This is a genomic window from Streptomyces caeruleatus (assembly GCF_001514235.1).
Classification (GTDB): Bacteria; Actinomycetota; Actinomycetes; order Streptomycetales; family Streptomycetaceae; genus Streptomyces; species Streptomyces caeruleatus.
Map to the genome: position 1 here is coordinate 203768 of NZ_KQ948929.1, position 18547 is coordinate 222314.

The window sequence follows — 18547 nt, forward strand, 5'->3', positions numbered from 1 at the left end:
CTCACGCCACCTCAGCGGGACGGCTCCGCAGCGCCTGGTACACCGACCAGGCCACGGCCACCAGCGGTACGGCCACCACGGCTCCGATGGCCCCCGCCGCGACCGCGCCGCCGACGACCGCCAGTGCGACCACCACCGGGTGCAGCCGAACGGCCCAGCTCATCACGATGGGGTGCAGGAGGTGGCCCTCGATCTGTCCGATGACCACGACCAGGGCCACGACCAGCAGCGCGATCAGCGGTCCCTTCGTCGCCAGCGCGACGACGGCCGCGACGGCGAGGGCGATCGGCGAACCGATCAACGGGATGAAGGCGGCCACGAACTCCAGCAGAGCGAGCGGCACGGCCAGGGGCACCCCGAGAGCGAACAGGGCGATGCCCACGAGGACCGCGTTGGTGCCCGCCACCAGCAGGATGCCGTGCGTGTAGCCGGTGAAGGTCCGCCAGGCGGCCGCGCCGCCGACCGTGCACCGTTGCCGCGCGGCGACGGGGAGCTGGTCGCACAGCCACTGCCACTGGCGGTCGCCGGAGTGCGTGAAGAAGACCGCGCAGAACAGGGCCAGAGCGAGCACGGTCAGCACCTCCACCAGTCGGCTCGCGCCGCTGAGTGCCGTACTGATGAGGGTGGAGCGGTGGCTCGACAGGAGCTTGCCGATCCGGGACTGGAGATCGTCGAAGGCGTCCGGTGGCAGTCGGAACGGCGGCTCCTCCAGGCGATGCTCGATCCGGTCGATGCCCGCCACGAACTCCTTCTCCAGTCCACTGCGCTGCTCCGCCACGATCTCCCCGACCAGGGCGAGACCTCCGAGGACCAGGACGATGCCGCCGATGACCGCGGTGGCGACCGCGAGCGGCCGGGGCATGAACCGCGCCAGGAGTCCGGCCACGGGACGGAGCACGGCCGTGATGACGAGTCCGAGGAACACGGCGACGGCGATCCGGTGAAACTCCCCGAGCACCGAGAAGACCACGCGGACCACGACGCCGACGGCGATGATCCGCCATGCGTACGCGGCGGCGGTCCGCAGCGCGTCCGGCACACGCGCCTCCCCGCCGCTGGAGCGTCCGAACGGCGAAGCGGGCGGATCGGAGGGCGGATCGGGGGGCGTGGACATCTCATGCCGGTACCACGCCCCGGCCGTCGGGCCACGCGGCCGGCCTGCAATTCCCCCGAAGGCCGGTGCTGACCGGGCCAATCCGAGCCGTCGGTCCGTCCACCTGCCGACCCGGGGCCGACAGGTGGGGTCAGGGCACGGTGCTTCGGACGCTGATCAGGTCGGTGACCGCCCGGATGCCGCCGTCGGCGAGGGCGGCGCGTTGGCGTTCGGCGCCGGTCCCGTTGCGCAGGAGGCGGTCCGTCAGAGCCGTCACCTGCCGGGTGTCGTCGGATGCTTCGAGTGCGGGGGCGATGTGGCACAGGAGTTGGTGCAGCACGTCGCCGGCGCACTGGGACGCCCCGCCGGGGTCGACCAGGGTGGCGCCGAGTCCGTGGCGGGCGGCGTGCCACATGGCGGCCCGCAGCAGTTCGGGTTCGTGGTCGGGCACGGGGGCCCCGGAGGCCGTTTCCGCCAGGGCGGTCTTCACCAGGCCCCGGATGACCCCGGCGAGCATGACCGCTTCGTCCGGGCTCAACTGGACGTCCGAGCACCGCACCTCGATGGTGGGATAGCGGTTCGACAGCCGGGCCTGCCAGTACACCTGGCCGATGTCGGCGAGCAGGCCGGCGTCCAGCAGTCGCTCGATACGCCGGTCGTAGTCCGCGGCGTCCTGGAAGAGCGGGGGCATCCCGCTGACCGGCCAGCGGCCGAAGATGACCGTGCGCCAGCTCGCGAAGCCGGTGTCCTGGCCGTCCCACAGGGGGGAGTTCGCGGACATGGCGGTCAGGGCGGGCAGCCAGGCCCGGATGCGGTTCAGGACCTGCACGCCTTCCTCGCGGGCGGGCACGGCGACGTGCACGTGCATGCCGTTGACCAGCTGCTCCGCCACCAGTTGGGGCGCCTTCGTGACCATGGCCCGATAGCGTGCCTCGTCGGTGACGGCCACGGGACGGCCGCGGCGCAGGGGCGACGCCCCGCAGGCCGCGATCCGGCAGCCGTGCTCCTCGGCGGCCACGGCGACGGCCTGCCGCAGACGCAGCAGATGTCCGCCGGCCTCCTCCAGCGTCTCGCACACCGGGGTGGCCACCTCGACCTGAGCCTGGAGCAGTTCGTGCTGCACCTCCCGGTCCGCCGCGAGGCGCCCGAGCCCCGCCGCTTCCCGCACCTCGTCCCCCCGGGGTACCGGCAGACCCGTGTCCGGGTCGAGCAGCAGGTACTCCTCTTCCACGCCGATCGTCGTCATCGACCGCCCTTTGTTTCCGCCCGTCCTCCGCCGGGACGATCCCGACCCCGAGTGCCGCGGCCGCGGAAAGACAAACCATGCGACAGTCGCTCCTGCCATGACCGGCCGGTCACGGCAGGATGGAGTCGACGTACCCTCCGTCCACGCGCAGTGCGCCGCCGGTCGTGGCCGAGGCCTGGTCGGAGCTGAGGTAGACCACCATGTTGGCGATCTCCTGCGGTTCGATCAGCCGTTGCAGCAGGCTCTGGGGGCGGTGCTCACGCATGAAGACGCGCTGGGCCTCGTCCCAGGGCAGGTCGCGGTCCACCAGTTCACGGACGAAGTCCTCCACGCCGCCGGTGTGGGTGGGCCCGGCGATGACGGAGTTCACCGTCACGCCCGTGCCGGCCGCCTGCTTGGCGAAGCCCCGGCTCACCGCGAGCAGCGCTGTCTTGGACATGCCGTAGTGGATCATCTCGGCCGGGGTGACGAGCGCCGAGTCGCTGGCGATGTACTGCACCCGGCCCCAGCCGCGTTCGGTCATGCCCGGCAGGAACAGCCGGGTCAGACGTACGGCCGACAGCACGTTCACCTCGAAGTAGCGCCGCCACTCCTCATCGCTGATCTCCAGGGGGTCGGCGGCGCCGAAGACCCCGAGGTTGTTGACGAGGACGTCCACGTCCGGCAGCGTCTCGGCCACCCTGTCCGCGCCTTCCTGCGTGGTCACGTCCGCCGGCACCGGCACCCAGGCCGCTCCGGGCACCTCCTGCGCCAGCTCCGCGACGCCGCGCTCCACCCGCTCCGGACTACGGCCGTTGACGCCCACCCGGGCCCCGGCACGGGCCAGCCCGGCGGCTATCGCCGCGCCGATGCCCTGGGTGGAACCGGTGACGAGGGCGGTACGGCCCTTGAGATCGATCTGCATGCCGCCCGGGTACCCAGGGATTCCGTTGCACACGCTCATTACGCGCCTTCGCGCTGATTGAACGTGCGCAACGATGGGGCGGTCCGCGTAGGGCCGCCCCCTGCCCGTCCCGACCGGGCCGGATCAGCCGCCGCGGGTGAAGACGCTGTCCTGGTTGGCGCCGCTGGAGCAGAGCTTCTTCTCGTCGGCCGTCATCTTGCGGGACTTGACCACGACCGCGTTGCGCTTGCCGTCGGTGCCGTTCGGGGCGGGGCCGGTGACCACGTCGGGCACGAACCAGTAGTAGTGGCCCCACTTGGGGTCGTCGTAGTGGGTCTGCCAGGTGCCGGATATCCGCTGCATGACCTGGGCACGGGAGATCCAGCCCACTTCCCCGGGCCGCACGGTCAGGGTGAAGGTGCTGGTCTCGGTGCGCGAGCTCTGCCAGGTGTAGTTGTACGTCGCGGTCACGCTGGCGGTGATGATGCCCTCGATGCCGCCGCCGACGGTGACGGAGCCGCCCACCGAGTGGGAGGAGCCCACGGTGTCGGCCCAGGCCATCGACTGGGAGGCGGGCGAGGCCGTGCAGTTGTAGAGCAGTTCGGAGACCTGGCGGGGCTCGCCGAGGTAGGCCTGGCCGATTTCCGGGGAGTTGAAGCTGCACTTGCCCTGCCCGGAAGCGCAGTCGGCCATGATCTGCTCCGCGGTGGGCTGGTCGTCGGCCACCGCGGGCACGGCGGCCACCGCGATCGTCCCGAGTGCGGACGCCGTCAACGCCAGCGTGCGGCCGCCGTACCGCAGTGCGCGGCTCATCGTCATCGTTGTTGCCTCTCACGTACGTGGGGGGTTCGGCGACCGCGCGTGCCTCTGTTACGGAAGGGGCCGCAGTCGCCTTGTGATGCCCACGAGGCTCACGTAATCGACGACGGAGCTACACCAAGAGCTCGCAAAGTTGTATTTGATTTTCAAAAATGATGCACGCTCAATTTCCTTGCTGCTAAGGCGACTTCGGAACGACGGAGAGGGCGAGGACGGCACGGTCGTCGTCGGACTGCGCCTACGAGCGCACCGTTCGCCGAGCCGCTCCTGGACCGGGTAGAAGACCCCGTCGGCGTCGCGCGCCTCGCTCACCCCGTCGGTGTGGAGGACGAGCACTTCCGAAGGCCGGAGCGGGTGCGCCGTCGTGTCGGCCCCGTCGCCGCCCGCCGCCAGTCCGCCGAGGCCCAGGGGCAGTCCGGGCGCGGTGACCAGTCGTCGGGCGCCCTGTGGGCCGACCACCAGGGGCGCGGGATGGCCGCGGTCGACGATCCGTACCTCGCCGCCGTCCGGCGGGAACTCCAGCACGAGTGCGGTGACGAAGAGCTCGGGGTCGCCGTCGTCGCCGGCCGGGCTGTTGCGCGCGATGCTGAGCTCCAGCCGCTCGGCCAGTCTGCTGAGGCTCTGCCACTCGTGGGCGGAGACGCGGAAGCTGCCCAGCACCGCCGCGACCGTCTGGACCGCGTCCAGTCCCTTGCGCGGACGTCGCCGATGATCGCCCGCACCCCGAAGGGCGTCTCGCACATGTCGTACAGATCCCCGCCGACGAGCGTGCCGCCCTCCCCCGCCTCGTAGAACCCTGCGGCGCGCACGGGGCCGAGCCTGCGGGGTACGGGGCGCAGGAGGGTCCGTTGCATGGCCTCCGCGACCGAGTTGGCCCGGATCAGGTGCTGCCGGGTCCGCTCCCGCTGCCGGGCCAGGGCGACGCTGGCGAGGCCGATGAGGGCCGTGGCGATGTAGACGGCGACATGGTGCTGCTCCTCGAAGTGGCCGGGGCGCCGGGCGGCCATCCACAGCTGGAGTCCCAGGCACACGACGGCCGACATGGCGGTGCCGCGCGGCCCACGTGTCGCCGCGGCCAGCGGCGGTACCGCGATGAGCATGAAGCTGACCGGTTCACGGCCCCTGACGATCACCTCGGCGAGTACGTCGACGAGCACCGCGACCAAGGGCAGCCACCAGACCCATCCTCGCGCGGAGGGGGGCCGCAGTTCGGGGCGGAGGTTCGGCCCGGTCATGGCGTGGCCCGGCTGGTCACGGCAGGCGCCCGTCGTGCGGCGCCCGTGAGCCGAGCGGCGGGACCTTGCCGAGGGCCACGAGACGGTGGCGTACGGCCATGACGACGACGGACGCCGCCAGGATCACCGCGCCGCCGAAGCGGAGGACGGCGTCGTACGCGGCCTCCGGTGACCGCTCCGGCGTCATCGCCGTGATCGCGGCCGCGGCACCCGCGAGCGCCACCCCGCCCAGCGTGACGAGGAACGTCAGGAGCACGCCGGAGGCCTCCCCGGCCCGTTCCGGCGCCACGACCTGCTGGGTGGCGACGCTGGCGAAGGTCCAGCCGAGGCCGAGCCCCAGTCCGCACCAGGCGAACACGGGAACGTACAGCCACCAGGCCGTGACATGGCTGAGCGCGATCATGCCCGTGCCGGCGACCGCGCCCGCCAGCGCCATGACCACGGTCGGTCGCAGGTGCGGGGACAGTCTGGCGCCGAGCGGCCCGCTGAGCGCGACGAGCACGGCGGGCGCCAGGAAGACCACTCCCGCGGTGAGCGGTGACAGCCCGCGCACCTGCTGGAGATAGAGCGTGGAGACGAAGACGGTGACGGCGTAGCCCATGTTGGTGACGGTTCCCGCGCCTGTCACCAGGACGTAGGGCGTGTTGCGGAAGAGCCGCAGGTCGATGAGCGGATGCCGGGCGCGTCGCTCCCGCCGTACGAAGAGCACGCCGGCCGTGGCGGCGAACGCCAGCAGGGTGAGCGTACGGGCGTGGTCCCAGCCCCAGGCGCTGCCGCGCTCCACGGCCAGGGTGAGCGCGGCGAGGGAGCAGACGACGGTCAGGCAGCCGGTCAGGTCGAGCTGGCGGGGAGCTGTGGGGTCACGGGAGTCGGGGACGTACGCGTACGCCACGGTCAGCGCCAGCAGGGTCAACGGCGCGAGGAGCCAGAAGATCCAGCGCCAGCCGGGTCCCTCGGTGAAGCCGCCGCCGACGAACGGGCCGAGGGCCGTGCCGACGTTGGCGATGCCGAACGCCGCCCCCAGGGCACGTGCCCGGGTCGTGTCCGGGAAGGCGTTGCTGATCACGGAGACCGACACCGGGAAGACGAAGCCCGCTCCGACGCCCTGCACGATCCGTGCCCCGACCAGGGTCCAGAGCCCCGGCGCGAGCGCGCAGCCCACCGACCCGGCGGCGAACAGCGCCATCCCGGCGAGCAGGGCGCCCCTGCGTCCGAAGACGTCGCCCACGCGTCCGCCCACGATGAAGCAGCAGCCGATGGCGAGCATGTACGCGGACAGCGTCCACTGGGCGGCCGAGGCGGTGACACCGTATTCGTCGGCGATTCCGGGGACGGCCAGGTTCAGGGCGAAGAAGTCCAGCTGGATGCAGAACAGGGCGACCGCCACCGCGATGAAGGCTCCCGTCCGCGTGGCCGGCGAAGACTCGGCGCGCATGAGCACGTTCCTCTCGGCCGGCGCCCGCCGTGGCGTCGTGACGGTGTCGCGGTGTCGCGGTGTCGCGGTGTCGCGGTGGTCGCGGTGGTCGCGGTCTGGGTTCGGTGGCGTCGTGGGCGGGCTGGACATGCCATCCGTGGCCCATTGTCGGCCGAGGCGGTGGGGGCCGCAGCCCGACGGTCCCGCGGCGCGGCGGGCGGCAGACAGTCAGGGGGTGTGGCGGGAACCCGGACCGTTCAAGGCTCGTGGCCGGTGAAAACTCCGTGCCGCGTCCGCTCGCGCTGAAGCAGAATCGGCCCCATGGCGGACATGGGAGCGTTCCGGGACGCGGTCACCAGGTGGGCGGCGGGCAGCTCCGGCGGGCCGGCCACCGAGTTGGCCGAGCGGCTGCGCGTGCGCACCGCGGTGCTGCTGGAAGGGCCGAGCGACCTCGCGGCCGTGGAGGCGCTGGCCGCCCGCCGCGGCCGGGACCTTCCCGCCGAGGGGATCTGCGCCCTGCCCATGGGCGGAGCCATGAGCGTCGGCCGCTACGCCGGCCTGCTCGGGCCGCCCGGGCTGGGGCTGCGCCTTGCCGGACTGTGCGACGAGCGCGAACAGCCCTTCTACGACCGCGGTCTCGAACGGGCCCGTGCGCCCCGCCAAGGGGTCTTCGTGTGTGTGACGGACCTGGAGGACGAACTCATCCGCGCGTTGGGCGTGCCACGGGTCGAGAGGATCGTCCAGGCCGAGGGCGACCTCCAGGCCTGGCGGATCTTCGAACGCCAACCCGCGCAGCAGGGCCGGTCCCCGCAACAGCAGATGCGGCGCTTCCTCGGCACGAAGCGAGGCCGCAAGATCCGCTACGGCCGTCTCCTCGTCGAGGCCCTCGAACCGGGGCAGGTGCCCGCTCCCCTCGACCGTCTGCTGGCGAGCCTGTGACCACATCTCGGGCACGCGGCGGCTGCTGACGGATCGTCCGCCCGGGCGGCAACCGTGACCATCCGGCACCAATGTCCGCGGTGCACACCGGCAAGGCATCTCGACTAGCCGACCCGAAACTGGCACCGTAAATCGGCATGAATATGACCAAATCGGGGCAATCAGCGTTCTCGGTGCGCTGGCGGCTCGTGCTGGCCAGCACCACCATGCTCTTCGTCGAGCTGGCGCTGATCAGATGGGCGGGCGCCAATGTCGTCCACCTCAGCTACTTCTCGAACTTCATCCTGCTGGGATCGTTCCTCGGCATCGGGATCGGGTTCCTGATCCCGGCCGGGCGTGGGCAGTGGCTCAAACGCTGGACACCGATTCCGCTCGCCCTGCTCGTCATCTTCGTGCGGGCGTACCCCGTGCAGGTGCGTCAGAGCAGCAGCGAGGTCATCTACTTCACCGCCGTGAAGACCACCGGCCTGCCCCAGTGGGTGACGCTGCCGGCCATCTTCCTGCTGACCGCGGTGATCATGGCCGGGATCGGGAAGATCACCGCCGACCTCTTCCGTCAGCTGCCCTCGCTGGACGCCTACCGCTACGACCTGATCGGCAGCATCACCGGTTCGGTGTCGTTCGCCGCACTGTCCTGGCTCCGTGCCCCGTCGGTCGTGTGGGGCATCCTCGCCGCCGTGGCCCTGCTGGTCCTGGGCGGGCGCCGCAACACGCTGTTGTACGGCATTCCGCTCACCGCGATGGTCGCCGCGCTGTTCCTGGAGTCGACGGCGGCGGGCGTCTCCTGGTCGCCGTACTACAAGATCGAGCTCAAGGCGTCGCCGACCGCCACCCGGACGTACTACATCTCCGCCAACGGCGTCCCGCACCAGAGCACCGCGCCGCTGCCGGTGCTGATGCGGGAGAACTCGCCCTATCGGCAGGCCTACGAGCAGACGCCCCGCAACCCGCACAAGCGCGTGCTGGTCATCGGGGCCGGAAACGGCAACGACGTCGCGGTCGCGCTGGCGCACGGCGCGGAGCGGGTGGACGCGGTCGAGATCGATCCCCGCCTTCAGGAGATCGGCGCGCAGCTGCATCCCGCCCGGCCGTACGACGATCCCCGGGTGCACGTCCACATCGACGACGGACGGGCGTTCCTGGAGCGGACGAACGCCAAGTACGACCTGATCATCCTGGCGCTTCCGGACTCGCTGACGCTGGTGTCGGGCGCGAGCAATCTGCGGCTGGAGAGCTATCTGTTCACGCGGGAGGCGTTCGAGGCGGCCCGGGATCATCTGGCGCCGGACGGCGCGTTCGCGATGTACAACTACTACCGCAAGGCCTGGCTGGTCGACCGCTTCGCCGGTGACCTCGACGACCTCTACGGCCACGCCCCCTGTATGACGACGTTCAAACGGAACGCGGCCGTGCTGGTGGCCGGGATGACGCCCGCCGACCAGTCCTGCCAGCAGATCTGGGAGCCCAGCGGCCCGGTCCCGGCGGCCGCGACCGACGACCACCCCTTCCCGTATCTGCTGCACCGGAGCATCCCCACGCTGTACCTGGGCGCTCTGGGCGCGATCCTGCTGGTGACACTGCTTGCGGTGCGCCTGACCGGGGTGCGGATCCGCAGCACGTTCCGCTACACCGACATGTTCCTGCTGGGTGCGGCCTTCATGCTGCTGGAAACGAAGAACGTGATCGGGTTCGCGCTGTACTTCGGTACGACCTGGCTGGTCAACGCCCTGGTCTTCTTCGGCGTGCTGCTCTCCGTCCTCGCCGCGGTCGAGGTCCGGCGCAGGCTGCGGCGGGTCAACCAACTGCTCCTGCAACTCATGCTCTTCGGCTCGCTCGCCGTGGCCTGGCTCGTTCCGACGCAGGCGGTGCTCTCGCTGCCGCCCGTCGGCCGGCTCGCGGCCGCCATCGCCCTGGCCTTCGCCCCCATCTTCTGCGCCAACCTCATCTTCTCCGACCGCCTCGCGCTGGCCCCCGACCCGACGTCCGCGTTCGGCGCGAACCTGCTGGGCGCGCTGACCGGGGGTGCGCTCGAGTACCTGGCGCTGCTGACGGGCTATCAGGCGCTGTTGCTGGTCGTCGCCTTGCTGTATCTGGGGGCGTGCGTCGCCATGCGCTTCGCCGGGCGCGGGTCGGACGGACAGAGCGCGCACCAGCCGGACGAGACGGTGGCCGTCAAGAGCTAGCCACCAGCCGGAGGAACCCAACGGCCTGCCGTACAACCCCCGCTCCGTGTCGCGTGTCTTCACCGGTGACCGGCACTCGTCGAAGTGCCCTTCCCAACTCGTTCCACGGGGGAACACATGAGCTTGGCCAGCACTCGTAAGCGTCGCGGCACGGCCGCACTTCTCACCGCCTTGATGGCGGCAGGTCTCGGTGCCGCGGGCGCCGGTGCGTCCAGCGCCGGTACCGCCGCACCGCAGACCCGGCAGATCGCCTCGTCCCAGCTCGGTACCGACTACAAGGTCACACTGACCGCGCTGCGTTCGACGCAGGACGAATACGCGGCCTCGGTGCGCCTCCAGGTCTACACACAGTCGAACGGCGCCTGGAAGGAGTCGGACCGCGTGACCGTGGGCGAGGTGGACGGCTGGTTCTGGTACCCGCTGACCGGCTCGGGGGCCGTCTGCGAGTTCTCGACCGCGAGCACCGAACCGGCGCCCCTGACGGTGAGTCTGCTGCTCACACCGTCCCTCGGCTGCTCCGACCCGACCCACCTCGTCATCAAGGAGGGCCGGGTGTACGCGGGCTGACCGGCCCACGCCGTCGCCGGCTCGGACGCCGATACGTGACGTATCGGCGTCCGGGTCAGGTGCGGCGGTACACCAGCCGTCGCAGGACCGCCTCCATCGGCCCCTGCCGCCCGGCGCGTTCCAGTGCGTACGCGCCGGCGACCGTCACCAGCCAGACGCCGACCGCGAAGAGCACCATGGTGGCGCTGGTCAGGTGCTCGCCGAGGCCGAGGCCCCAGGCCGCGAGCAGGGGGGCGAACATCAGCGAGTGGGCGAGGTAGCAGGACAGTGACCGCTTGCCCACCGCCGAAACCGCCACGACGGACTTTTGGCTCCATCCCTTGCCTGTGCCGGAGCGTCGGTGGGTCCACCAGTGGGCGAAGAGCGCGACAGCGGCGACGTAGCCGATCCCGCCGGCGTTCCCGGTGGCGTCGCGCAGGAGGGTGAGCGCCCCTTCCTCGCTCTGTGCGTCGTCCGGCACGTCCAGCGCGCCGACGTGGGCGAGCGCGGCGGGCAGGGCCCCCAGCCAGCCGATCGCGATCCCGCCGACCGCGGTGCGGCGCAACAGGCGCAGATGCCGTCCGGGCTCTTCGAGGACGCGTCGGCGTGCCGCCCAGAAGCCGAGGAGGAACACCAGGTAGCCGCCACCGACGAGTGCCAACGGGGCTGCGACGAACGTGACGAACAGGCCGGACGTCAGCCGGGTGCCGACCGCCGCGAGGAAGCTCTCCTCCCCCGCCGCGTAAGCCACGAACCCCGGCTCCGCCGACGCGTCCCCCATGGACCCCAACTCGCCCCGCAGCAAGGCCGTGACCACGGGCAACGCCGAGATCAGCAGCAGTTGTACGGCCGCGATGCCGATCCACCACTTCAGCGCGCGCTCGCTGCGCCTGACGAAGAGCCAGCCCAGGACCAGGCTCAGTACGCCGTAGTAGCCCACGATGTCACCGGCCATCAGCAGGGTGGCGTGCGCGAGCCCGATGACGATCAGCCACAGGCTGCGGCGGCGCAGGATCCCGACCGCGGCGCGCCCGGTGGCCCCGGCCTCGACCTGCCGCAGGTAGAGCTGCGTCATGCCGTACCCGAAGAGGAACGCGAAGAGCGGGTACACCCGCAGGTCCAGCACGGTGATCATGGTGAACTGCGCCGCCCGGTCCGCCCAGGAACCGTCGACCGGCTGCCACCCCGAGGGGCCGCGGCGAGCCGCCCAGAGGTGAAATGCCGTGTTCGACACGACGATCAGCAAGAGCATGACGCCCCGCGCGACGTCGGGTGCGAGCGCTCGCTCCGTACCGCGCACGGCCCCGCGCGGCGGCCGGTTCTTCGCGGCGCGCTCGACGGCCCCGGCGCTGTCGGCGGCTCCCGTGCCGTCGGGGGCTCCCGTGCCGTCGGGGGCTCCTGCGCTGTCTGCGGTGTCTGCGGTGTCGGTCGTCGTCACACCACCACGCTAGGAAGGCGGCCGGTGCCGGGACATCCGCCTTCGGTCTCGGCGGGGGCGACCAAAGTATGGAGCCCGCGTACCAACGGAACCCGGGGAAAATTCGTCCAAGACAGGACGCCCCGGCGTCGGCGACCGTGGAGGCATGCGCAGCAACTACGGTGCTCCGACGTCATCACCTCGCCTCCTCTCACCGTGACCGTGGGACACGGTTCCGGTCGCCTCGTTCAGCAGTCTCACACCGGGTCCCGTGGCCTGCCCGGCGGCCGGGGCGGGCGGGGGAGCAGGGGGCTCGGCGGGGCCCGGCCACTGCGCCGTACGGATGGAGGACGGTTCGGCGGCCCGGATGATCGGTCGAAACGGCATCGCCGACGACCGAATCCGGGTTAATCCGTTGGCGCGTGTCGAACTGAGGTCCCAGGCTGTGCCTGTGTCAGAACTCAAGTACCGGATCCGCGCCCACCACACCGACTCCACCATCACCGTCTACCAGGCCTACGCCCCGGAGATCGGCCTGCCCGCAGCCGCTGAGGGCCGGTTCCCGGCGGCCTGGAAACGTGACCGGATGACGTGGATCAAGCCGTCGTTCCTCTGGATGATGTACCGCTGCGGGTGGGCCACCAAGGAGGGCCAGGAGACCGTCCTCGCCGTCGAGATCGCCCGCGAGGGCTTCGAGTGGGCGTTGCGGCAGGCGTGCCTGTCCCACTACGAGCGCGCACTGCACGCCGACCCAGCCGAGTGGAAGCGGCAGATGAAGCAGGCTCCGGCCCGTGTCCAATGGGACCCCGAACGGGACGTGCGGCTGCGGCCCCTTGACCACCGCTCGCTGCAGCTCGGGCTCTCCGGCGAGGCCGCGCGCCGCTACGCGGACGAGTGGACGGTCTCCCTCACCGACGTCACGCCCCTCGCACACGAGATCCACCGGCATGTGCGGGCCGGCGACCTGGACGCCGCACAGCGGCTTCTCCCCCAGGAATCCGCCTACCCCACGCCCGACGGACTCTTGGACCACCTGCGCCCATGAGCCCTCCCCGGGGACGCCATGACCTCGGAGGTAATCGACGCCTCTCCCCTCCCCCGGGCAGGATCGAGCGCACCGTCACCGACGCCGGACCCGATTCCGGCGCGGTACGGGAAGCCCCGGGACCCGCCCGCAGCCGCGAGGAGAGCGTCATGTCCGTCAAGTCCGCCCCGTCCACGGCCGGTTCGGCGTCGGACGCGGTGTCCGTCGCCGAGGTCACCCGCTCCGTCGTGCAGGAGTTCCTCGCCGCCCGACTGGCCGGTGACACCGGGCGGCTCGTCGCGCTCTTCGCCGAGGAGGTCGACTGGCTGCTCGCGGAGAACCCCGGCGTCCCGTGGATCCGGCCACGGTCCACCGCCGCCGAATGCGCCGCCCAGTTCACGGAGTTGACGGAGCACACGGTCCCCGAGGACGCGCGTGCCTCCGTCGACACCTTTCTCGTCGACGGCACCGACGCCGTGCTGATGGGGCACTTGTCCGGGACGGTACGGGCCACGGGCAAGGGGTTCGAAGGGCCGTTCGCGCTGCACCTCACCGTCGAGGACGGCCGGATCACCCGGCATCACCTGTACGAGAACAGCCTGTCGATCGCCCAGGCCTGCGCCCCGTGACGGCGCGCGCCCCGTGACGGCACGCCCCGTGACGGCGCGCCTCAGGGCGGGGTGCCGTCGCTCATGGCCCGCAGGTCGGCCCGCAGGGTGACGAGCCAGTTCTCCACGTCCGTCAGGGCCGGCAGCAGCGGCAGGACCGGGGCCTCCGGGGAGGGGGCGGTTGTGTACGGGATGTGCAGCGGGGGCATCCGGACGCCGCTGGGAGGGAAGTCGGCCGCGCGGGTGGCGGCGTTGGCCGTCGACTCCGCCGCCTCGCGGGCCCAGCCTGCCAGGGCGTCGGGCACCTCCCGGTCGAGGTCGCGCGCCGCGATGCGCGGCAGCCAGTTGGCGCCGACCAGGGTGTGGATGGCGAAGTTGAGGGCGGCCGGCCAGTCGGGGGCGTCGTCGTGGCGGGTCGCGGGTTCGCTGCGGTACTGGGCGTAGGCCGCCTCGGCGAGCCGCAACCGGTGCCGGGTCTCCCAACGGATCCCCTCGCTCTCCCCGGGGCCTTCCGTGTGCGCCGACGACGCCTGCGGGGCAGCGGCGGGCAGGGTGGCCGCCACCGTGGCCGGGATGAGGGGCGCGGCCTCCCGGAGCAGCGCGGTCATGCCTCGCCTGACCTCGGTGGCCGCTCCGGCCGGCCAGGCCAGGACCCCGCAGAGCAGGCCGATGCAGGAGCCGGTGAGGACGTCCACGACCCGGACCTCGCCGATCCGCCAGGTGACCGGCGCGAGCTGGGCGAAGGCGGTGGAGACGACGAGTGTGAACAGCCCTTGGGCCCAGGCGATGCCGGCGATCGGTCCCACGGTGAAGGCCAGCAGCATGACGGGGACCATCAGCGCGGCGTAGACGTCGGTCGCCTCGCCCGCCCAGAGGATCAGCGCTCCCGCCGTCAGCGCTCCCGCCAACGTGCCGATCCCCGCCAGGCGCACCGCGGAGAGAGTGGCTCCGGCCGTGGTGCGTCCGAGGGTCAGCACGGCGAGCAGCACCCAGAAGCCGTGGGCGAGGTCCAGCGAACCGGCGACGAGACGGGCGACGCCGAGCCCGAGGGCCGTGCGCACGGCGTTCTGGAACACGACCGAGCGCAGGGTCAGGTTCCCGGTGAGCCGCCGCAGCCACAGGTGGACGGCGGCCGGCTCGGCGTACCAGAGCTGTTCGCTCGGCAGGCCGCGGACACCGCGTCTGCCCCCGATCGCGATGGACAGGGCGGCCCGCGCGGTCACGGTCGAGGCCGCTTCGGCGAGGACGGCCGACTGGCGGCGCAGGGTGTGGGACGACGGCGGGTCGCGGGCGAGCGTGGCGCGGGCGCGAGCGGTGAGGAACTGCTCGACCACCTCCTCCAGTGCCTCGGGCCCCGCGACGGGGCGTCGGCCGCGCAGGTTCGCCGCCATGGCGAGGCACTCCGCCGTGATCGCGGCCAGCAGCGGCGCCGACACGGGGTCCACGGGGGACTTCGGGGGCGTACCCCCGGGGGCGCTCGTGGACTGCTCGGCGGCGCGGGCCAGCTGGTCGAGGAGGCGCCGGGTGGCGCCGCCGGTATGTGCCAGGGCGCGGTCGGTGCGTCCCGCTCCGGTCGGTCGTACGGCGGGCGGCAGCCGCGAGAGCCGCAGGGCCTGACCGGCGGCCCGCAGCTCGGCGGCGCGGCCGGGTTCGGCCGCGCCGCCGTGCGCCGAGGCTCGCGCCGCGCGGGCCGCGACCTCCAGGGCCGAAGCGAGCCGCTCGCGGTAGGAGACGTCCGGGGGCGCGGGCAGCACCAGCAGTTCGCAGAGCACCAGGAGGGCGCCGCCGAGGAGCAGGCCGGCCAGCCGTTGAGGAAGGGTGTCGGGCGCGTACGGCGGGAAGCAGGCCAGGATGTAGAACAGCTGGAGTCCGGGGGCGGCGCCGGCCGGGGCCGGGCCGCAGGCCGCGCCGAAGGACATCACGAAGCCCACCAGGACCATCCCCGCGACCGCGGGTGCGGTGGCCACGGCGAGGGCGGTGCCGAGCCCGGTCAGGGCCATGGCGACCGGCAGGGCGCGCAGGACGACGCGTGCGCGGTCCCGGCCCGAGCCGGGCAGTGGGGAGAGGATGCCGAGCGCGATCGGGGTGAAGAGGGCGTACAACGCCACGGCGGGCTCGTCCAGGGCGTACACGGCCGGGTAGAAGCCGACGCCGGCCGCGACGGTGATCCGTACCGCACGGCGGGCGGCCTGCACATGGTCGGGTGGCGAGGGCCGGTGCGGCATGGTGCTCCTTCCCGCGGCCCCGCCCCGGGGAGCATCCCACCGCCGTCCTTCCATTGTCCGCAGCCGCACGCCGGCGGCAGCTGGGCGAGCCATGGCGGCGGACGCGTGGCCGGGCCGTACCGTGACAGGGAGCGCTGCCCGGCTCCTCCCGCGCACCCGCGCACCCGCGTCCCCTCGCACCCCTCCGCCGATCCGGGAGGTGGCCCCGCTGCACACCCCGCTCTCCGTCGTCTTCGCGCTCTGCGCGGCCCTCAGCAACGCCGTCGCGACGGTGCTCCAGCGCAAGGCGGCGCTCACCGTGCCGCGCTCCGAGGGACTGCGGGCCGGGCTGATGCTCGACCTCCTACGCCGGCCCGTCTGGCTGGCCGGCATCCTCGCGGTGATCGCCGCCGCCGTCTGCCAGGCGCTGGCGCTCGCCACCGGGCCGCTGACGATCGTGCAGCCGTTGTTCGTGCTGGAGCTGCCGCTCACCCTCGTCGTCGCCTCGCTGCTGATGAAACGGCATCTGCCGGGCACGGGCTGGCTGGCCGTGACGGTGGTGGTGGCCGGGCTGGCGGTCGCGCTCTTCGCCGCGTCCCCCACCGGCAACCGCACCCATGTGGCGCTGGACCGCTGGGTCCCCGCGCTCGCCGTGTGTATGGGGCTGGTCGTCGCCCTCGCCGTGGCCGCCCTGCGGCGCCCGGAGGGACGCGCCCGGGCGGCGTGTCTGGGCGCCGCGACGGCGATCAGTTACGCGGTGACCGCGGCCCTGATGAAGGCCGCCACGCACATCCTCGAGGAGCAGGGGGTCGCGGGGTTCTTCTTCGCGTGGCAGACGTACGCGTTCGCCGCGACCGGGGTGTGCGCGCTGTTCCTGCTGGAGAACGCGATGCAGGCCGGCCCGCTGGTCGCCTCGCAGCCCGCGCTCACCCTCGGCGACGCACTGGTGAGCCTCGCCCTCGGCATCACCCTGTACGAGGAGGAGATCCGCTCGGGGTGGTGGCTGCTGCCCCAGCTGTTCGGTGTCGCCCTGATCGCCGCCGGGGTGCTGGCCCTGTCGCGGATCCCGCTGACGCAGGCGCTGGTGGCGCCGGAGGAGGAGCCCCGCAGGGGGTAGCGGGCGCCGGCGTGACGTGGCGACGCGATGTCCCTAGGCCCTGTCGTCAAATTCCCGCCTGCCGCACGACGCCATGCACGCTCCCCCACTGCCTTGAAGGCGTGGGAGGTGCCCCCACGACGCCGCGCGGCCCGCCCTCCGGGCGGACGACGGGAATTTGACGACAGGGCCTAGCCCACCCGGGTCCTCTGCACCGCCAGGACGCCGGCGTGGCGGTGCGTCCCGTGGCCGCCGCCTGTTCGATGGGCCATGTTGCTGACCGTCGAGCCGATCGGCACCGGGCGGATGCGAAGGGGGCCCGCGGTGGGTGAGCTGTTCATCGACGGCGAGTGGACACCGGCGGCGGCGGGTGGGCGGCGGGAGGTGGTCAACCCGTACGACGCCTCGGTCGTCACCGGTGTCGACGAGGCCGACGCCTCCGACGTGGACCGCGCGGTGCGTGCCGCGCGGCGTGCCTTCGTCGAGGAGGACTGGGCGAACGCTCCTTCCCGTCGGCGTGCCGACCTTCTGCTGCGCGTCCGGGACCTGCTGCTGCGGGACAGGGAGGACATCGCCCGCACCGAGACCCTCGACACCGGGAAGACGCTGACCGAGTCCCGTATCGACGTGGAGGACGTGGCGAACGCCTTCCGCTACTTCGCCGAGCTCGCGGGCAAGGACGGCGGCCGGGTCGTGGACGTCGGGCCGGACGTCCTGAGCCGGGTCGTCTACCAGCCGGTCGGCGTCTGCGCGCTCATCGCGCCCTGGAACTACCCGCTGTTGCAGGCCTCCTGGAAGGTCGCCCCGGCGCTCGCGGCCGGCAACACCTTCGTGCTCAAGCCGAGCGAGACCACCCCGCTCACCACGATCGCCATGATCCGGCTGATCGAGGAGGCCGGCGCACCGCCCGGCGTCGCCAACCTGGTGCTGGGTTCCGGGGCGACGGTCGGCGCTGCCCTGACCGCTCACCCCGACGTCGACCTGGTGTCCTTCACCGGCGGTCTGAACACCGGGCGCGCCATCATGGCCAGCGCCTCGGAGGGGCCGCGGAACATCGCCCTGGAACTCGGCGGGAAGAACCCCAACATCGTGTTCGCGGACGCCGACTTCGACGCCGCCGTGGACTACGCGCTGGACGCGGCCTTCCTGCATTCGGGGCAGGTCTGTTCGGCCGGTTCGCGGCTGCTCGTCGAGGACTCCCTGCACGACCGTTCGTCGAGGCGTACGCCGGCCGCGCCCGGGCGATCCGGCTCGGCAACGGCCTGGAGGAGGGCACGGAGAGCGGTCCGCTCAGCTCCGCCGAGCACCGCGAGAAGGTCGAGCGGTACATCGCCATCGGCCGCGAGGAGGGCGCCCGGCTCGTCACCGGCGGCGTCCGGCCCGACGACCCGGCGCTGAGCCGTGGCTTCTTCCTGCTGCCGACGATCTTCGCCGACTGCGACCGGTCCATGCGCATCGTCCAGGAGGAGGTCTTCGGCCCGGTCGTCACCGTCGAGCGTTTCCGCTCCGGGGACGAGGCGGTGGAACTGGCCAACGACACCCGCTACGGCCTGGCCGGCGGCGTGTGGACGTCCGACGCGAGCCGCGCCCAGCGCGTCGCCCAGCGACTGCGGCACGGGACTGTGTGGATCAACGACTTCCACCCTTACGTCCCGCAGGCCGAGTGGGGCGGATTCGGCCGCTCCGGCGTCGGGCGCGAGCTCGGCCCCACGGGGCTGCGTGAGTACCAGGAGGCCAAGCACATCTACCAGAACCTCTCCCCCGCCCCCTCCGGCTGGTTCAAGGGCTGACCAGAGCTGTCCGCAGACCTCCACAGCGTCCGCCCGTGGCACGACGACCA

At 72.3% G+C, this 18547-nt stretch carries 14 protein-coding genes and 1 pseudogene; 7 read left to right on the forward strand and 8 right to left on the reverse strand.

Translation table 11 applies throughout. The features are described 5' to 3' along the window. Window position 1 precedes the first annotated feature (1 nt). From AQJ67_RS19245 to AQJ67_RS19270, 6 genes are all read right to left on the reverse strand, one after another. Window positions 2-1114 (reverse strand): AI-2E family transporter, encoded by a 1113-nt coding sequence (locus AQJ67_RS19245; RefSeq protein WP_079056039.1) that lies wholly within the window; start codon window positions 1112-1114, stop codon window positions 2-4. Between the two features lie 130 nt (window positions 1115-1244). After that, window positions 1245-2339: a carboxylate-amine ligase gene (locus AQJ67_RS19250; RefSeq protein WP_062720235.1), complete on the reverse strand. Its 1095-nt coding sequence runs from the start codon at window positions 2337-2339 to the stop codon at window positions 1245-1247. Between the two features lie 109 nt (window positions 2340-2448). After that, on the reverse strand, window positions 2449-3243 hold the full coding sequence (locus AQJ67_RS19255) for an SDR family NAD(P)-dependent oxidoreductase (protein ID WP_062720236.1): 795 nt from the start codon (window positions 3241-3243) through the stop codon (window positions 2449-2451). Between the two features lie 123 nt (window positions 3244-3366). After that, window positions 3367-4035, reverse strand: a complete 669-nt coding sequence (locus AQJ67_RS19260; RefSeq protein ID WP_244190515.1) for a hypothetical protein — start codon at window positions 4033-4035, stop codon at window positions 3367-3369. A 57-nt stretch (window positions 4036-4092) separates the two neighbouring features. Then, window positions 4093-5070 carry a PP2C family protein-serine/threonine phosphatase gene (locus AQJ67_RS50440; RefSeq protein ID WP_341846160.1) on the reverse strand — a complete coding sequence of 326 codons (978 nt, stop codon included), beginning with the start codon at window positions 5068-5070 and terminating at the stop codon, window positions 4093-4095. Window positions 5071-5292: 222 nt separating this feature from the next. Beyond that, window positions 5293-6711, reverse strand: coding sequence for an MFS transporter (locus AQJ67_RS19270; RefSeq protein WP_062720238.1), 1419 nt, complete (start codon window positions 6709-6711; stop codon window positions 5293-5295). A gap of 300 nt (window positions 6712-7011) precedes the next feature. Between AQJ67_RS19270 and AQJ67_RS19275 the strand changes: the two genes are divergently transcribed. From AQJ67_RS19275 to AQJ67_RS19285, 3 genes are all read left to right on the forward strand, one after another. Then, window positions 7012-7629 (forward strand): TOPRIM nucleotidyl transferase/hydrolase domain-containing protein, encoded by a 618-nt coding sequence (locus AQJ67_RS19275; RefSeq protein WP_062720239.1) that lies wholly within the window; start codon window positions 7012-7014, stop codon window positions 7627-7629. Window positions 7630-7766: 137 nt separating this feature from the next. Continuing rightward, window positions 7767-9812, forward strand: coding sequence for a spermine/spermidine synthase domain-containing protein (locus AQJ67_RS19280; RefSeq protein WP_244190517.1), 2046 nt, complete (start codon window positions 7767-7769; stop codon window positions 9810-9812). A 117-nt stretch (window positions 9813-9929) separates the two neighbouring features. Then, the gene (locus AQJ67_RS19285) at window positions 9930-10379 is read left to right on the forward strand and encodes a hypothetical protein (RefSeq protein WP_062720241.1); all 450 of its coding nucleotides are present in this window, start codon (window positions 9930-9932) and stop codon (window positions 10377-10379) included. Window positions 10380-10434: 55 nt separating this feature from the next. Here AQJ67_RS19285 and AQJ67_RS19290 read toward each other — a convergent pair whose 3' ends face one another. Then, complete coding sequence (locus AQJ67_RS19290) at window positions 10435-11658, reverse strand: DUF418 domain-containing protein (protein ID WP_062720543.1); 1224 nt, start codon at window positions 11656-11658, stop codon at window positions 10435-10437. Window positions 11659-12226: 568 nt separating this feature from the next. Between AQJ67_RS19290 and AQJ67_RS19295 the strand changes: the two genes are divergently transcribed. Beyond that, window positions 12227-12820 (forward strand): DUF4291 domain-containing protein, encoded by a 594-nt coding sequence (locus tag AQJ67_RS19295; RefSeq protein WP_062720242.1) that lies wholly within the window; start codon window positions 12227-12229, stop codon window positions 12818-12820. 149 nt (window positions 12821-12969) lie between these two features. After that, window positions 12970-13428, forward strand: coding sequence for a nuclear transport factor 2 family protein (locus AQJ67_RS19300; protein ID WP_062720243.1), 459 nt, complete (start codon window positions 12970-12972; stop codon window positions 13426-13428). A gap of 41 nt (window positions 13429-13469) precedes the next feature. Here the strand turns inward: AQJ67_RS19300 and AQJ67_RS19305 are convergent, their stop codons facing one another. Beyond that, complete coding sequence (locus AQJ67_RS19305) at window positions 13470-15632, reverse strand: FUSC family protein (RefSeq protein WP_062720244.1); 2163 nt, start codon at window positions 15630-15632, stop codon at window positions 13470-13472. A gap of 199 nt (window positions 15633-15831) precedes the next feature. Here AQJ67_RS19305 and AQJ67_RS19310 point away from each other — a divergent pair, with 199 nt between their 5' ends. Both AQJ67_RS19310 and AQJ67_RS19315 read left to right on the forward strand, forming a co-directional pair. Continuing rightward, a complete protein-coding gene (locus AQJ67_RS19310; protein WP_425264167.1) occupies window positions 15832-16728 on the forward strand; it encodes a DMT family transporter in 897 nt (298 codons plus the stop codon). Between the two features lie 303 nt (window positions 16729-17031). Further along, window positions 17032-18497 (forward strand): annotated as a pseudogene (locus AQJ67_RS19315) (aldehyde dehydrogenase family protein). The last annotated feature ends 50 nt before the right edge of the window (window positions 18498-18547 follow it).

Coding starts and splice junctions, on each gene's coding strand:
- AQJ67_RS19245 (WP_079056039.1), bottom strand. CDS start 1,114: ATGTCCACGCCCCCCGATCCGCCCTCCGATCCGCCCGCTTCGCCGTTC.
- AQJ67_RS19250 (WP_062720235.1), bottom strand. CDS start 2,339: ATGACGACGATCGGCGTGGAAGAGGAGTACCTGCTGCTCGACCCGGAC.
- AQJ67_RS19255 (WP_062720236.1), bottom strand. CDS start 3,243: ATGCAGATCGATCTCAAGGGCCGTACCGCCCTCGTCACCGGTTCCACC.
- AQJ67_RS19260 (WP_244190515.1), bottom strand. CDS start 4,035: ATGAGCCGCGCACTGCGGTACGGCGGCCGCACGCTGGCGTTGACGGCG.
- AQJ67_RS19270 (WP_062720238.1), bottom strand. CDS start 6,711: ATGCGCGCCGAGTCTTCGCCGGCCACGCGGACGGGAGCCTTCATCGCG.
- AQJ67_RS19275 (WP_062720239.1), top strand. CDS start 7,012: ATGGCGGACATGGGAGCGTTCCGGGACGCGGTCACCAGGTGGGCGGCG.
- AQJ67_RS19280 (WP_244190517.1), top strand. CDS start 7,767: ATGAATATGACCAAATCGGGGCAATCAGCGTTCTCGGTGCGCTGGCGG.
- AQJ67_RS19285 (WP_062720241.1), top strand. CDS start 9,930: ATGAGCTTGGCCAGCACTCGTAAGCGTCGCGGCACGGCCGCACTTCTC.
- AQJ67_RS19300 (WP_062720243.1), top strand. CDS start 12,970: ATGTCCGTCAAGTCCGCCCCGTCCACGGCCGGTTCGGCGTCGGACGCG.
- AQJ67_RS19305 (WP_062720244.1), bottom strand. CDS start 15,632: ATGCCGCACCGGCCCTCGCCACCCGACCATGTGCAGGCCGCCCGCCGT.